This window comes from Lentzea californiensis, assembly GCF_024648825.1.
In the GTDB taxonomy this organism is placed as follows: domain Bacteria; phylum Actinomycetota; class Actinomycetes; order Mycobacteriales; family Pseudonocardiaceae; genus Lentzea; species Lentzea californiensis.
In genome coordinates this window covers 269,480-284,915 of record NZ_JANBBE010000002.1, presented here as the reverse complement: position 1 = coordinate 284,915, position 15,436 = coordinate 269,480, and the positions used below count along the sequence as shown (strand labels likewise).

The following is a 15,436-nucleotide window of genomic DNA, read 5'->3' as shown; positions in this document are numbered from 1 at the left end:
GATGTTCGACGACTTCTGGGCCGCGAGCCGGTACTCGCCACTGCACCAGCGCAGGCTCGGCGACCGGCTGCGGGACTTCCGGCCACCGCCGGAGTTGATCGACCCGCTCGAACTGCCCTCGGCGCCGGTCCCGCTTCCCCGGCCGCACGACCGGCTGCAGAAGCTGTTCCAGGCGCGCAGGAGCACGCGGGAGTTCTCCGATGGACCGCTGACCGACAAGCAGCTCGGCGCGGTGCTGGGCGCCCTGTCGGACAACAGCTATCCGTCCGCAGGCAGCCTCAACCCGTTGCGCTGCTACGCGTTCGTGCACGGCCGAGCGGTCCGCTACGACATCCGCCGCCACGCGCTGCAGGACATCGGCCCCGCTCCGGCGAACCTCGCCGAGATCCTCGGCACGCCCGAGGTGCCGCCGCTGACGATCGTCCTGGTGTTGACGGACAAGGACTCGTTCGAGAAGTACGGCGAACGCGCCGGGCGCTTCGGCTTGATCGAAGCAGGAGCCGCGGCGCAGAACATCTGCCTCCGTTTGGCGGAGCAGGAACTCGGCGGCTACCTGCTCGGTGGAGTAGCGGACCACGAAATGCTGCACGCGCTGGGCCTGCCCCGCGACCTCCGCGTGGCCACCGCGATCGCGTGCGGGCACAAGATCACCTGACGTTCACCGGATCGTGTCTACCGCGGACAGTCGATCACCAGCTACAACTGGCGAGACCCTGCTCACACTCCGAGGAGCTCGCCATGTCGACGACAACCCTGCGCTCGGCATTCGTGGGTGCCGCCGCCTCCCTCGCCCTGATCTTCACGGGCGCCCCGGCCCACGCCGTGGACATCGTCGCGGTCACCGACGACTACCTCTACTCGAAGTCCATCAGCCAGTTCACAACACTGCGCGCGCAACAGCCCTACGCGGGCCAGCTCGACTGGTCTTCCGACGGCTGTTCGTACTCGCCGGACAACCCCTTCGGCTTCAAGTTCCTGCCGACCTGCCACCGGCACGACTTCGGCTACCGCAACTACAAGCGGCAGGGCCGGTGGAACGAGACGAACCGCCTGCGCATCGACAACAACTTCAAGTCCGACATGTACCAGCAGTGCGGCTCGAACTGGGCCTGCAAGCGCACGGCTGACCTGTACTACGCGGCCGTGCGCGAGTTCGGTGGCAGCGCGTCGTCGACGGCCACCAGCATCCAGAACGCCGGACTGAAGTAGGTCACTCGTCGTCGGCGGGGCCGCCTCCACGCATCAGGTAGACCACGTTCTCGAGCTCGTCGGGCTTGATCAGCACCTCACGTGCCTTCGAGCCCTCGGACGGGCCGACGACACCGCGGGTCTCCAGCAGGTCCATGAGGCGCCCCGCCTTCGCGAACCCGACGCGCAGCTTGCGCTGCAGCATCGACGTCGAGCCGAACTGCGACGTCACGATCAGCTCGGTCGCCTGCACGAGCAACTCCAGGTCGTCGCCGATGTCGGCGTCGACCTCCTTCTTCTCGGTGGCCTTCTGCGCCGTGACGCCGTCGGTGTACTCGGGCTGCGCCTGGTTCTTGGTGAACTCGACGATCGCCGAGATCTCCTCGTCGCCCACGAACGCGCCCTGGACGCGCACCGGTTTCGAGGCACCCATCGGCAGGTACAGGGCGTCGCCCATGCCGATCAGCTTCTCGGCGCCCGGCTGGTCCAGGATGACCCGCGAGTCCGTCAGGGACGACGTCGCGAACGCCAGGCGGGACGGCACGTTCGTCTTGATCAGGCCGGTGACGACGTCGACGGACGGGCGCTGCGTCGCGAGCACCAGGTGGATGCCGGCCGCACGGGCCTTCTGCGTGATGCGGACGATCGCGTCCTCGACGTCGCGCGGTGCTGTCATCATCAGGTCGGCGAGCTCGTCGACGATCGCCATGATGTACGGGTACGGCCGGTAGACGCGCTCGGAGCCGGGCGGCGCGGTGATCTCGCCGGACTTCACCTTGCGGTTGAAGTCGTCGACGTGGCGCACCCGGTTGACCTGCATGTCCTGGTAGCGCTGCTCCATCTCCTCCACGAGCCACGCCAGCGCTGCCGCCGCCTTCTTCGGCTGCGTGATGATCGGCGTGATCAGGTGCGGGATGCCCTCGTACGGCGTCAGCTCGACCATCTTCGGGTCGATCAGGATCATGCGGACCTCGTCCGGCGTCGCGCGGGCCAGCAGCGAGACCAGCATCGAGTTGACGAACGACGACTTACCGGAACCCGTGGAGCCCGCGACCAGGAGGTGCGGCATCTTCGTCAGGTTCGCGGTGACCATGTGGCCCTCGATGTCCTTGCCGAGGCCGATCACCATCGGATGCGTGTCCTTGAGCGTGGACGGCGCGCGCAGCACGTCGCCCAGCCGCACCATCTCGCGGTCGCTGTTCGGGACCTCGATGCCGACGGCGGACTTGCCGGGGATCGGCGCCAGCAGGCGGACGTTGTCGGTCGCCACGGCGTACGCGATGTTCTTGGTCAGCGCGGTGATCTTCTCGACCTTCACGCCGGGGCCGAGCTCGACCTCGTAGCGCGTGACCGTCGGGCCGCGGGTGAAGCCGGTGACCTGGGCGTCGATCGAGAACTGGTCCAGCACGCCGGAGATCGCCTCGATCATGAGGTCGTTCGCCTTGCTGCGGGTCTTCGGCGCGTCGCCGTCCTTCAGCACGTCCGGCGGCGGCAGCTGGTACTCGCCCTCGACCGCGCGCACGGCCATCGCCGGTGCGGCAGCGGCCTTCTTCTCCTTGGCGGGCTTGGGGGCGGGCTCCGCGGGCTCCTCCAGCGGGAGTTCGGCCTGCGGTTCCTCCTCGACGGGCTCGACGGCCTGGCGGCGGCGGGACGGGCGGCGCAGGCGAACCGGCTTCGGTTCCTCGACCGGCTCCTCCGCGTCCGAGGGCTCGTCCTTCGACGTGCCGGGGTGCAGCAACGAGCGAATGCGTTCTGGCGCCTGCCGAATCGACGTGTGCGTCACGACCAGCAGGCCATAGCCGAAGATCAGGAACAGCAACGGCCCGGCGACCCACGGCGTCAGGCCCTGCGCCAGGAACCCGCCGGCCAGATAACCGAGGGCTCCGCCGGCGCTGCGGCGTTCCAGCGGGTCCATCGGCAGGCCGCCGATGAGGTGGAACATGCCGAGCACGCCGATCATCATCAGCAGCGAGCCGATGATCAGCCGCGGCCGCGCGTCGGGCATCGGGTCGGTGCGCATCAGCGTGACGCCGATGCTGAGCAGCACGACCGGCACGATCACCGCCGGGAACCCGACAGAGCTGCGCACGGCGACGTCGACCCACTGACCGACCGGTCCGCCGGCCTGCCACCACACCCCGGCACCGGTGATGACCGCGAGTGCGATCAGCAGCAGACCCAGGCCGTCACGACGGTGTTCGGGATCGAGGTCCTTGGTACGACTGACAGTGCGCACGAGGCTGCCGACACCACGGCCCAAAGCACCCCACACGGCACTGATGGCGCCGCCGCTCTTGCGTGGTGCGGGCTTTCTGGACGCGGTGGATCGCGCCCGCGGCTTGGCTGGTGCTTTGCCGCGTGACGTGGTCTTTCTCGAAGTCCCTGTGCGCCCGGCCATGTCTACAAGGTAGTCCCTCGTGCATCACCAGCCACGTTCGCAACTGGGACACGTGCGAATCCCCATGGTTCCCCCGATCGGGCACGGTGTCGTTCCGACACGCCGTACGCTGCCCCGCGTGTCCACACCGCTTTTCTGGCGCGTGCTCATGGTGGTCGACCGGGGCCTGATCGCGCTGACCGGCAAGCTCGAGGTATCGGGCGACATCCCGCCGGAGCTGCTCGGCAAGCCGTTGCTGCTCGCCTCCAACCACATCGGCAACCTCGACCCGATGGTGCTCATCGCGGCCTGCCGCAAGATCGGCGTCAACCCGCGCTTCATGCTCGCGGGCGGCCTGCTCGACGCACCGGTCATGGGCCCGGCCCTGAAGGCCTGCGGTCACCTGCGCGTCGACCGGCGGTCGGCGAACGCGGGCGAGGCGATGCACCGCGCCGTCGCGGCGTTGCAGAAGGGCGGCGACCCGATCGCCGTCTACCCCGAGGGCAAGATCAGCCTGGACCCCGGCATGTGGCCGGAGCGCGGCAAGACCGGCGTCGCCCGCATGGCCCTTGGCGGCGACATCCCGGTGATCCCCATCAGCCAGTGGGGCGCGCACGAGGCCGTGTACTGGGGCAACCTGCACGTCTCCGGCTGGAGGGACGCGTTGCCCTACCTGACGTCGTGGCTGCGCGCGGTGCGCAAGCGGCCGACGTTCAAGGTCCACTTCGGCAAGCCGGTCGAGCTGTCCGACCTCAAGGCCGAGACGATGGGCGACGCCCGGCGTGCCCACGAGCGGATCATGGTCGCGATCACCGAGGGCTTGGTGCCGTTGCGCCTCGACGAGCCGGACCTGCCGCGCTTCCACGACCCGACGCGCCCGACGACCGGCGTCTCGCCCTGGCGGCCCGCGTGATCGAGTAGCCGATCACCGTGATCAGCATGAGCAACGGCATCGGGTTGCCCCGCCACAGGCTGATCGCGAAGTCGATGATCGGGATGACCAGCGCCGCGATGAACGTGAACGCGCTAGCCGTGGGCAGCTTGACCAACGGGGCCGCCCACGGCGTGCGGCGCCACGGTTTCGCGACGCTGAGCCACGCCTGGAACGCGATCGCACCGATCATGAGCGACGTGCCGACGGGCATCCACGCCGTGACGTGCCCGTCCACGGCCTCCTGGAGGTTGCCGCTCAGGATGAAGATGCCGATGTAGAGCTGACTGACCGTGATCACGAACTTCGCGAGCACCCACCAGTGCCGGAAGTAGCCCCACGGCGTCGTGGCGCTGAGCATGAACCCGCTGAAGGCACTGGTGTTGGCCATGATCGCGAGCACCTCGTGGTCGAGGTAGCGCGCCATTCTGAACGCGTCGAGATCGCCCGTCTTCATGCCGTAGAGCACGAGGGCGAGCAACGCCACGGCCTGGCTGAGCCAGCCCACGGACGTGACGACGTGCAGCCACACCAACAGGGTCCGAGCGCGCTTCTGCATGACATGTAGCTTGCCTACGTATCAGCGCGAGCACATCAGGGATCTCCCCTACTGAGCGACTCGGTCCAGCCAGTCCCCCATGAGCGCGTTGAACAACACCGGCTGCTCGATCTGCAGGTCGTGCCCGGCGGTGTCGAGAACGACGAACGACGCGTACGGGTAGTGCGAAAGCAACGCGTACACGTCCTCGTACCCGGTGATGTTGTCCTGGCGGCCGGTCAGGAACAGTGCCGGCCGTTCGTAGGTCCCGCGCTCCGGACCTGCCGGCAGTTCCCTCCTGACCTCGATCCGCGCCACGGCCATGCCGTCGCACTGCGCGGTTAGGGCGGGATCGAGTTCGGCGCCGTCCGACCGGCGCACCTCGAAGAGCGGCACCGTCCGGTCGGCCGCGCGCACCTTCGTGCCGGTCGGGCAGATCAAGGCGAGCCCGTGCACCTGATGCGGACGGCGGTGGGCGAGAGCGCGGTAGAGGTAGCCGCCGTACGATTCGCCGACCAGCAGGAACGGTTCGTCACCGATCTCGGCGTCGACGAGTTCCTCGACGGCGGCGAGCACGTCGTCGCTGGAAGCCACTCCGTCCGCCGGTGACTTCCCCATCGCCGGCAGGTCGGGATACAGGCGCCGGTAGCCCGGCCTGGTCTCGAAGAGCGGTTCCAGACACCCGAGCATCAAACGGTGGTCGGGAGTCCAGCCGTGAAGGGCGAGCACCGGGACGCCGGCACCGTGCTCCGCGAAATGCACGAAGCCGTTCTACCCCAGCTCGTGCAGCCTCGCCCGCACTTCGGGAGTGAGCGGGTGGTCGTAGTCCTCGTAGATCGTCAGCGCTTCCAGCAGGTACGTCCGCGCCACGTCGGGCTGCCCCGCGCTCGTCTCCCCCAGCCCGTGCAACGCCTCCGCGAGAGACTTGCGGTCACCGAGCACCCGCAGGAACTCGATCGCGTGCCGGAACGAGTCACGCGCCTCGACCCGGTCGCCCAGCTTCGACTGCGCCCAGCCGATGCTGACCAGCGCCATCGCCTTGCCGTGCACGGCGTCGTGCGAGTCCATCAGCTCGAACGCCGTCCGCGCGGACGCCAGCGATCCCTCGAACTGACCGGCCGATCGCAGGATGTCGCTCAGGAACAGCCTCGTGCCGCCCTCGCCGAACCACGAGCCGACCGCGGCGTGCCGCCTCAGGGCCTCGCCGAACCTGTCGACGGCGAGGTCGAACTGGCGCAGGCCGCCGTACGCCATGCCCAGACCCGTGAGGCTCCACGCGGCGCCGACGGCGTCACCGATCTCGTGCCGGATGGCGAGCGCGCGGTCGAAGAGTTCCAGCGCGTCCGCGAAACGCTGCCCGCGGAACGCCGACAGCCCCTGGCCGTGCACCGCCCACGCGCGGGCCGCCTGGTTGCCGTCACGGGTCGCGGCGCGTTCGGCGACGCGGTACGTGCGCGTCCACTCGTCCAGCGCGCTCGACACGATGAAGTAGTTCCACAGGGCCACCGGGATCTGCCACGCCGCCGGCGAATGCTGCTCCTCGGCGAGTCTCGCCACCGCCAGCAGGTTCGAGGACTCCGTGCGGCACCAGGTGAAGGCGTCGTCGTGCGAGGTGAAGTCCTGAGTGGACAGTGGCGGCAGCAGGAACGCCGGGTGGTCGGGCGGCGCGATGACGGTGCCGGCGGCGTTCGCGGTGTCGAAGTACCAGCCCAGCAGGCGCGCCACGGCCTCGCCGCGGCCGTCGGACGACTCCTCGGAGGCGCTGAGTTCGGTGGCGTACAGGCGAAGCAGGTCGTGCATCCGGAACCGGCCGCGCGCGACCTCCTCCAGCATGTGCCCGCCCGCCAGCACGTCCACCAGCGTCCGCGCCCGCGACACCGGCACGCCCGCGAGCGCCGCCACGGCGTTCAGGCTGATCTCGGCGCCGGGGTGCAGGCCGATCAGCCGGAACGTCCTGGCCGCGTCGGGTTTCAGGGCCAGGTACGACCACGAGAAGGCGGCGCGCACGGCCGTGTCCTCGTCGTCGCCCGTCGCCAGCACGTTCAACCGGTCGTGCTCGTCGGCCAGGTCGCTCGCGAGGTCGGCCAGCGTCAGGTGCGGCCGCGTCACGACCCGTTCGGCCGCGATCCGCACCGCCAGCGGCAGGTGCCCGCACAGCTCGACGAGCTTCGCGGCGGCGGCCGGTTCGGCGGCGACCCGGTCCGAGCCCACCGCGGACGTCAGCAGCGCCAGGCCCTCGTCACGAGTGAGGGTCGACAACGTCATCGAGTGCGCGCCGTCGCGGGCGACGAGCCCGCCGAGGTGGTTGCGGGACGTCACGAGCACCATCGACGTCGACCGGCCCGGCAGCAGCGGACGGACCTGCTCGGCCAGCCGCGCGTTGTCGAGCAGCACCAGAACCCGTTTGCCCGCGAGGACGCTGCGGTACAGCGCGGACTTCGCGGGCACGTCCTCCGGGATGCGTTCGGACGGCACGCCGAGGCTCTGCAACAGCTGGTGCAACGCGGCGCCGGGCTGCACGGGCGGTGCCGACGAGTCGAACCCGCGCAGGTCGACGTGCAGCTGACCGTCGGGGAACCGCGCGGCCACCTGGTGCGCGAACCGCACGGCCAGCGCCGTCTTGCCGACGCCGCCGGTGCCGGTGATCGCGACGAGCACCGGCGAGTGGTCGTGCGGGACGACCTCGGCGAGCTTCGCCAGTTCCTTCTCGCGGCCGGTGAAGTCGCGGATCTCGTGCGGCAGCTGGACGGGCACCAGCGCGGGCGCCACCGGTTCCGGCTGCGGGTCGGGACGGCCGACGAGTACCTGTTCGTGCAGCTGACGCAGTTCGGGACCGGGCTCGATGCCGAGCTCCTCGATCAGCAGCCGGCGCAGGTCCGCGTACACGGCCAGCGCCTCCGCCTGCCTGCCGCTGCGGTACAGCGCGGACATCAGCAGGCCGTGCAGCCTCTCGCGCAACGGGTGCGCGGTGACCAGCGTCGTCAGCTCCGCCGCCACCTCGGTCTCACGCCCGACCATCAGCATCAGCGCCGCACGCTGTTCCACGGCCGTGAGCCGCATCTCGGCCAGACGCGCACGCTCCACCGCCGCGAACGGACCCGGCACGCCGTCCAGGGCGACGCCCCGCCACAACTCCAGTGCGGCGTCGAAGGCGGCGACGGCCTCGACCGGCTGGTCCCGCAGCCGTCCGGCCTCGTCCAGGTGGGAGCGGAACACGGCGGCGTCGGAACTGCCGGACGGGAGCCTCAGCAAGTATCCAGCGTCCGTGGAGAGCAGCACGGCGCTCGGCGCCCGCGACGCCCTGTCCGGCTCGAACAACCGGCGGAGCCCGGCGACGTAGGTGTGGATGCCGTTGTCGGCGCTGGCGGGTGGATCATCGCCCCATACGGCGTCGATGAGTTCACTGCGCGACACCACGTGATTGGCGCGCAACGCGAGCACCGCGAGCACAGCCCTCTGCCGCGGCGGACCGAGCGTGAGCTCCTCACCGTCCACCGTGGCCGCGAGCGCGCCCAGCAAGCTGACGCGCAACTCGTTCTGCACCAGTGTTCTCACTTCGTCGCTGTCCGCGTTCATCTAGCAACCTACCGTCAGTTTTCGTCCAGAAGCCATCCAGAAGGCGTGCAGAGAGGTTCTCCACACTTCACTCAGGTGGATTGGGTCGAAATGAGGGGCGGGGAAATGAACGCGGCCGAGGTATTCGACACGCTCGGGCTGGAATACCAACGCGCTTGGTCGCACCAGCCCGCACTGCACGGCACTCTCGCCTGGTTCGCCGCGACGCAGCCCTCGGGCTCGCGCGTGCTGGACATCGGCTGCGGCACGGGCGTTCCCGTGGCGCGCACCCTGGCCAAGGCGGGCATGAAGGTGACCGGCCTCGACGTCTCCCCGGTCATGGTCGACATCGCGTCGGCCCAGGTCCCCGACGCCAGCTTCCACAAGATCGACATCCGCGACTTCGAGTCACCCCCCGGCTCGTGGGACGTCATCTGCGCCGTCTTCTCGCTGCTGCAGATGACCCAGGCCGAGATCATCCGGACCCTCGGCCAGATCTCGACGTGGCTGCGGCCAGGCGGTCACTTCTTCCTCGCCACCGTGGCCGTCGACGTCGAGCAGGTCACCCTGCCCTGGATGGGCCAGGAGATCCAGGTGTCGTCGTTCTCCGAGGAGAACTTCGAGGCGCACCTGGGCGAGGTCGGCCTGCGGGTCGTGCGCCGGAGCCGGCCGGTCTTCACCCCGTCCTACCCCGGCGCCATGCCCGAGGAGTCGCTGCACCTGGTGTGCCAGCGCCCCTAGTGCTGCTCGGCCAGCGCGCGGCCGATGAAGTGTGCCGACAGCAGGGCGAAGATGTACGCCTGCAGGACCTGCACCAGCGCCTCCAGGAAGAACAGCGCGATGGCGAGCGCGAAGCCCAGCAGTGACACCGGCTTCAGGTAGACCGGCGCGTTGAACAGCAGGAACTCGCTGCCGAGTGTGAACACCAGGATCAGCAGGTGCCCGGCGAACATCGCCGCGAACACCCGGATCGCGAGGTTCACCGGGTCGAAGAAGAACTTGAGGATGACCTCGGTCGGGATCAGCAGCCCCCACAGCACGGGCTTCGGCACGTCCTTGATGATGAACTGGTTGCGCAGGTAGCCCTTGAGGCCGAACTTGCGGATGCCCACGTAGTGGTATAGCGGAAAGATGATCAGCAGCGCGACGGCCGCCGGGAACCCGCTGTGCGTGAACGTCGGGAACTGGATGAACGGAATCACGCCGTAGACGTTGTTCACCAGCACGAAGCAGAAGATGCTGACGATCAGCGGCACGTACGGCGCGAATTCCTTGGCGCCGATCTGCTCCCGCGCGATGGTGTTGCGGCCGAAGTCGTAGACCGATTCGGCGGCGAACTGCCAGCGGGTCGGGATGATCTTCATGCTCCTGGTCGTGACCAGGAAGAAGGTCAGGATGATCGCCACCGACAGCACCAGCAGGGCCTGCGGTTTGGTCACCGAGAAGTCGAACGGCAGGCCGAGCGGCTCGTGCCAGGTGAAAATCGGTGGGAGAAGAATGTCGTCTTTGCCCGGTGGGCTGAAAACGTCGTTACCGGCCATTGGGCGAACCCCCTCGTCCATGGTCTGGGAGTAGACCTTATCGGACGAGGGGGACGCAGATCACAGCAGGGTCACGGTCACGGATCGACCACGCGCAACATGCGCAACAACCCGTGCAGCGGTGCCAGCTCCTCATCGGACAGCACGCCGCCGCTGAAGTGCATCAAGCTGTTGCGCATCTCGCGGACCTGGTTGAACAGGCGCAAGAACGCTTCATGGTCGAGCCGCCACCGCAGCCGCCGCCACATCTGTTCGTCTTTGATCACCTGCTGGTAGAGGCCGAGCATCGGCTTCTGCCCGTCCAGGATCTGCTGCCTCTGGCGAGAACTGGCCTTCGCTGCGATCTCCTCGACCGCGAAGACGGCACCCATGGTCCGGTGCAGGCGTTGTTCTATCTCCTCCAGCAACACGAACGGCCGCACCACGCCGTCGAACTGCTGCGTGAGGTCCGCTGCGGTGATGATGCCGCTGATCGCGCGATCTGCGCCACGGACGAACACGTAGCCGCTGGCGTAGATCTCGGCGATCTGGTTGAGCAGGTCCTCGTTGTGCTCGACCACCCGTGCGTGCATCAGCGCGTCCTCGACCTGCGCCGCACGTTCCGCCATGTCCGCCTGACCGATGGACTCCCAGCTGACCGCGCCCCGGAACTCGCCGTTCTCCTCGATCACCGCGAGCTGCGAGAAGTTGTGGGTGAGCATGAGCGTCCGAGCTTTGACCAACGGGTCGTGCAGCTGTACCGAGACCACGCCGGCCGTGGCCGACCTGATCCGACCGACGTGCAGCCTGATCAGGCGTTCCTCCACCGGATCCGCCACCTCGGACTCGACCGGCGAGGTGTCGTCGACGACCGGTTCCAGCGAGACGACGTCGTCCGCGTCGCTCTGCATGATCGACGGCTTGGAGACGAGTCCGTTCTCCTCCAGCGCGAGCTCGATCGTGGCCGACACGCCGGCCGACTTGCGGCTCGCGCCGAACAACCGCAGCAACTGCAGCACTGTGATCCGCACGGGCCGTTCCGGCGCCGACTGCACCGCGGCCGCCAGGAACGACACGGCGTCGGCGGGCACGCCGCTCACCGCGTCTCCGACGCCAGAGCCCGGATCCACACCGGACCCGGCCAGCTCCGCGATCCTCCGCGCGGCGCCGAACCGGCGCAGACCTGCGATGGTGAGCAGCGATCCCAGGCTCGGCAGCAGATCCGGTCCCACCGCATCGCGCGGCAGGTCGGTGTGCAGCCACTCGACCGGTCGCACGTGCTGGAAGCCGGGCGGGCACTCGGTGCGATACCGGTACTCGCCGCTCACCCGGCCGATCGCGATCAGCCTCGTCCTCTTCAGCGGCATGACGACGTGGTCGTCCACCTCGATCTCCCGCAGCAACCGCCAGAGCTGGCCGGTCCAGTTGTCGATCGAGCCCTTCTTGGACAGCGGATAGGCGGCGCGCAACGCGAGCCTCAGCTCGTCGCGGTCCGAGCACCCGCTGATGTCACCCAGGCCTGGCCAGCCCGCGATGAAGAGGCCCTGGCCGAGCGCGTCAGCCTCGCGTTCACCGTCTTTGCCTCCGCGCACGAGCCACGCGGCGAGTGGTTCACCCATGTCGCCCCCTCCTAAGAGGGGACGACAGTACCGAGTGACTCGTTCGCTGCCGAACTGATCCAGCTAGACCGGAATGACGGTCGGCACGATCATCGGACGGCGGCGGTAGGTTTCCGCCACCCAACGCCCGACCACGCGGCGCACGGCCTGGGCGATCCGGTGCGTGTCGCTGATGCCCTCGGCCTCGGTGCGCGCCAGCTCCATCTCCACGAGCGGAACGACGGCCTCCAGCGCCTTGGGGTCGTCGGAGAAGCCACGGCCGGAGATCGTCGGCGACGTCACGGCGCGGCCCGTCGTCCGGTCGATGGCGACCGAGATCGAGATGAAGCCGCCCTCGCCCAGCACCAGGCGGTCGGACAGCGTCGACTCGCCCACGTCGCCCACGGACAGGCCGTCGACGTACACGTGGCCGACGACGACGCGGCCGGAGACTGCTGCCTTGCCGTCGATCAGGTCCACGACGACGCCGTCCTCGGCGATCACGACGTGGTCCTCGGCTACACCGGTGGCGACCGCGAGGGCCGCGTTCGCGCGGAGGTGGCGCCACTCGCCGTGCACCGGCATCACGTTGGACGGCCGCACGGCGTTGTAGAGGAACAGGAGTTCGCCGGCCGGTGAGTGGCCGGAGACGTGCACCTTGGCGTTGCCCTGGTGCACGACGGTCGCGCCGAGCTTGGCGAGGCCGTTGACGACGTTGAAGACCGCGTTCTCGTTGCCGGGGATGAGCGACGACGCGAGGATCACCGTGTCGCCCTCGCGGATCGAGATCTGGCGGTGGTCGCCGCGGGCCATGCGCGACAGCGCCGACAGCGGCTCGCCCTGCGACCCGGTGGAGACGAAGATGACCTCGTCCTCCTCCATCCGCATCGCGACGTCGAGGTCGACGAACAGGCCGTCGGGCACGTTCAGGAAGCCCAGGTCGGACGCGATGCCCATGTTGCGGACCATCGACCGGCCGACGAACGCGATCTTGCGCTTGTACTGCACGGCGACGTCCAGCACCTGCTGGACGCGGTGCACGTGCGAGGCGAAGCAGGCCACGATGACCCGCTGGTCGGCCTTGCGGATCACGTTCTCCAGCACGGGGCCGATCTCGCGCTCGGGCACCACGAAACCGGGCACCTCGGCGTTGGTCGAGTCGACCAGGAAGAGGTCGACGCCCTCGTCGCCGAGGCGCGAGAAGCCCGCCAGGTCGGTCAGGCGACCGTCCAGGGGCAGCTGGTCGAGCTTGATGTCGCCGGTGTGCAGGACGAGCCCCGCGGAGGTGCGGATGGCCACGGCCAGCGCGTCCGGGATGGAGTGGTTGACGGCGAAGAACTCGAGCTCGAACGGCCCGTACGAGCGCCGCTCCCCCTCCTTCACCTCCACCAGGCGCGGGGTCTGGCGGTGCTCACGGCACTTGGCGGCGAGCAGCGCCAGCGTGAAGCGGGAACCCACGACCTGCACGTCGGGGCGCAGCTTCAGCATGAACGGCACGGCGCCGATGTGGTCCTCGTGGCCGTGCGTCAGGACGATGGCATCGATGTCGTCGAGCCGGTCCTCGATGGCCCGGAAGTCGGGCAGGATCAGGTCGACGCCCGGCTGGTCGTCTTCGGGGAACAGAACGCCGCAGTCGACGACGAGCAGCCGGCCGGCGTGCTCGAAGACGGTCATGTTGCGGCCGATCTCGCCAATTCCGCCGAGAGCGACGACGCGGAGGCCGCCTTCCGGCAGTGCGGGCGGCAGTTCGGTCGAGTGGGTCACGCGTTAACTCCCAGTTCGGCCGCGATGGCCTCGATGTCTTCGGCGGCGGCAGGTACCAGCGGCAGACGGGGTTCCCCCACGTCCAGTCCGCGCAGGCGCAGCGCCGCCTTCGTGTACGTCACGCCGGGAACCCGGCGGAAAGGTCGCAGCAGCGGCAGCAACGACTCGTGGATCTCCTTCGCGCGCACCACGTCACCGGACTCGTAGGCGTCGGCCATGTCGCGGAGACGGTCCGCGGCGAGGTGGCCGATGACGCTCACAAACCCGACCGCGCCCACGGACAGCCACGGCAGGTTCAGCGGGTCGTCACCCGAGTAGTAGGCGAGGTCGGTGCTCGCGATCACCCTGCTGCCCGCGTGCAGGTCGCCCTTGGCGTCCTTCACGGCCAGGATCCGCGGGTGTTCCGCCAGGCGCAGGAGCGTGTCGACCTCGATCGGCACGACCGCGCGCGGCGGGATGTCGTAGAGCATCACCGGCAGCTCGGAGGCGTCGGCGATGGCGGTGAAGTGTGCCAGCAGGCCTTCCTGCGGAGGCCGCGAGTAGTACGGCGTCACGACCAGCACACCGTGTGCACCGGCCTTGGCGGCCTGCTCCACCAGGTGGACGCTGTGCGCGGTGTCGTACGTGCCCGCGCCGGCGACCACGCTCGCGCGGTCGCCCACGGCTTCGACGACCGCCGTGATCAGCGCGGCCTTCTCCCGATCGGTCGTCGTCGGGCTCTCGCCGGTCGTGCCGTTCACGACCAGGCCGTCGTTGCCCAGGTCCACCAGGTGTTTCGCCAGTTCCTGCGCCTTGGGGAGATCGACCTCGCCGCGCGAGTCGAAAGGCGTGACCATGGCGGTGAGTACGCGGCCGAACGGGCGGTCCGTCCCTGCGTAGGGGCTTCCTGGCATGCGCAGAAACTACCCGAGTTCAGACGCTTCGGTTCAACGACCGCACCCGTTGCACCGCGTCGGCGTCACCGCTGTATTCCACTCGGGCCTCGTCGCGCCCGAACGCCAGCACCACGAGCTCGGCCACCTCGCCGGTGATCACCACTCCGTTCGCACCCTGCTTGGCGACGACGTGCTCGCCGTCGGGGCGCACCAAAGTCACGCCCACGGGCGACGACCTGTACGTCATCCGGGCGGTGAACGGCAGCAGCTTCCACAACGTCGCCTCGCGCCGGGCGTCGTACGGGCGTGGCTCCCAGTCGGCCTGTGCGCGCCGCACGTCCTCGTGGTGCACGAAGTACTCGCCGGTGTTCACGAGCTCGTCGATCGGCTTGACCCAGAACGGGGGCACGCGCACCAGGTCCAGGAGTTCGCTCCACGCCTTGTGCGCGTAGTCCTCCTGGACCTTCTCCGTCCACTTGGTGAACACCGGCAGCAGGATGCCGGGCGCGGTGTCGAGGCGGCGCTCGCGGATCGCGAGGTGCGCGGCCAAGTCCTTGGTCAGCCACGTGCCGCACAACGTCGGCGCGTCGGGGCCGAGCTCGGTCATCAGGTCGACCAGCGCTTTGCGCTCGTCACGGGCGAGGCTCACACGCCCATTGCACCACAACCCGATCTCAGGCCTCGTTCGGCTTGTAACAGCTCTTGAAACCGTCCGGCTTGGCCGAGTTGTCGGCGAGGAGCTTGACCACCTGGTCGCGGTTCAGGTTCTCCGGGTAGCCGGGCCACTCCGGTTCCTGCCCGTTGACGTGCAGCTCGTCGAGCCAGTAGCCGGACTGCCCCGAGATCTTGGCGAACTCCAGGTCGCAGCCCTTCACCCGCACCACGACCTCGATGGTCTTCTCCGAGGACTTGACCGTGCGCTTGCCGACCTTCTTGGACTTCTTCTCCTTCTCCGTGGTGGGCTCGCCCGGGTTGCTGAACCCGGCGGCCTTGAGTTCGGAGACGAACTTGTCCTCGTTGTTGCCGCACGCCGTCAGGGCGGCCGCGCAGCCGAGGGCCAGGAGGGCGGGAACGATCCGGCTCTTCACGT

14 protein-coding genes are annotated in these 15,436 nt (G+C 68.9%); 4 read left to right on the top strand and 10 right to left on the bottom strand.

What is annotated here, in order from left to right; all coding sequences use genetic code 11:
- The first annotated feature begins 1 nt into the window (after position 1).
- Both LX88_RS12255 and LX88_RS12250 read left to right on the top strand, forming a co-directional pair.
- The gene (locus LX88_RS12255) at positions 2-655 is read left to right on the top strand and encodes a nitroreductase family protein (RefSeq protein ID WP_258947896.1); all 654 of its coding nucleotides are present in this window, start codon (positions 2-4) and stop codon (positions 653-655) included.
- A gap of 83 nt (positions 656-738) precedes the next feature.
- On the top strand, positions 739-1,209 hold the full coding sequence (locus LX88_RS12250) for a phospholipase (RefSeq protein WP_258947895.1): 471 nt from the start codon (positions 739-741) through the stop codon (positions 1,207-1,209).
- Between the two features lies 1 nt (position 1,210).
- On the opposite strand, the gene LX88_RS12245 is transcribed toward LX88_RS12250, so the two are convergent.
- Entirely contained in the window at positions 1,211-3,586 is a 2,376-nt protein-coding gene (locus LX88_RS12245; protein ID WP_258947894.1) for an FtsK/SpoIIIE family DNA translocase, read from the bottom strand.
- Positions 3,587-3,734: 148 nt separating this feature from the next.
- Between LX88_RS12245 and LX88_RS12240 the strand changes: the two genes are divergently transcribed.
- A complete protein-coding gene (locus LX88_RS12240) occupies positions 3,735-4,478 on the top strand; it encodes a lysophospholipid acyltransferase family protein (RefSeq protein ID WP_258948237.1) in 744 nt (247 codons plus the stop codon).
- Here the strand turns inward: LX88_RS12240 and LX88_RS12235 are convergent.
- The 3 genes from LX88_RS12235 to LX88_RS12225 are packed head-to-tail and all read right to left on the bottom strand — an operon-like array spanning position 4,375 to position 8,610.
- A complete protein-coding gene (locus LX88_RS12235; RefSeq protein WP_258947893.1) occupies positions 4,375-5,055 on the bottom strand; it encodes a hypothetical protein in 681 nt (226 codons plus the stop codon). The genes LX88_RS12240 and LX88_RS12235 overlap by 104 nt on opposite strands.
- Positions 5,056-5,103: 48 nt before the next feature.
- The gene (locus LX88_RS12230) at positions 5,104-5,796 is read right to left on the bottom strand and encodes an alpha/beta fold hydrolase (protein ID WP_258947892.1); all 693 of its coding nucleotides are present in this window, start codon (positions 5,794-5,796) and stop codon (positions 5,104-5,106) included.
- Positions 5,797-5,805: 9 nt separating this feature from the next.
- The gene (locus LX88_RS12225; protein ID WP_258947891.1) at positions 5,806-8,610 is read right to left on the bottom strand and encodes an AfsR/SARP family transcriptional regulator; all 2,805 of its coding nucleotides are present in this window, start codon (positions 8,608-8,610) and stop codon (positions 5,806-5,808) included.
- A 105-nt stretch (positions 8,611-8,715) separates the two neighbouring features.
- Between LX88_RS12225 and LX88_RS12220 the strand changes: the two genes are divergently transcribed.
- On the top strand, positions 8,716-9,330 hold the full coding sequence (locus tag LX88_RS12220) for a class I SAM-dependent methyltransferase (protein ID WP_177224662.1): 615 nt from the start codon (positions 8,716-8,718) through the stop codon (positions 9,328-9,330).
- On the opposite strand, the gene atpB is transcribed toward LX88_RS12220, so the two are convergent.
- From atpB to LX88_RS12190, 6 genes are all read right to left on the bottom strand, one after another.
- A complete protein-coding gene (gene atpB, locus LX88_RS12215; protein ID WP_258947890.1) occupies positions 9,327-10,130 on the bottom strand; it encodes a F0F1 ATP synthase subunit A in 804 nt (267 codons plus the stop codon). The two genes, LX88_RS12220 and atpB, sit on opposite strands and share 4 nt — an antisense overlap.
- Before the next feature lie 77 nt (positions 10,131-10,207).
- Positions 10,208-11,728, bottom strand: a complete 1,521-nt coding sequence (locus LX88_RS12210; RefSeq protein ID WP_258947889.1) for a DUF8426 domain-containing protein — start codon at positions 11,726-11,728, stop codon at positions 10,208-10,210.
- Positions 11,729-11,791: 63 nt separating this feature from the next.
- Entirely contained in the window at positions 11,792-13,471 is a 1,680-nt protein-coding gene (locus tag LX88_RS12205) for a ribonuclease J (RefSeq protein ID WP_090073877.1), read from the bottom strand.
- Positions 13,468-14,364: a 4-hydroxy-tetrahydrodipicolinate synthase gene (gene dapA / locus LX88_RS12200; protein WP_258947888.1), complete on the bottom strand. Its 897-nt coding sequence runs from the start codon at positions 14,362-14,364 to the stop codon at positions 13,468-13,470. Before dapA ends, LX88_RS12205 begins: the two co-directional genes overlap by 4 nt.
- A gap of 19 nt (positions 14,365-14,383) precedes the next feature.
- Positions 14,384-14,995, bottom strand: a complete 612-nt coding sequence (locus tag LX88_RS12195) for a TIGR03085 family metal-binding protein (protein ID WP_258947887.1) — start codon at positions 14,993-14,995, stop codon at positions 14,384-14,386.
- A gap of 25 nt (positions 14,996-15,020) precedes the next feature.
- Positions 15,021-15,434, bottom strand: coding sequence for a hypothetical protein (locus LX88_RS12190; RefSeq protein WP_258947886.1), 414 nt, complete (start codon positions 15,432-15,434; stop codon positions 15,021-15,023).
- Between the last annotated feature and the right edge of the window lie 2 nt (positions 15,435-15,436).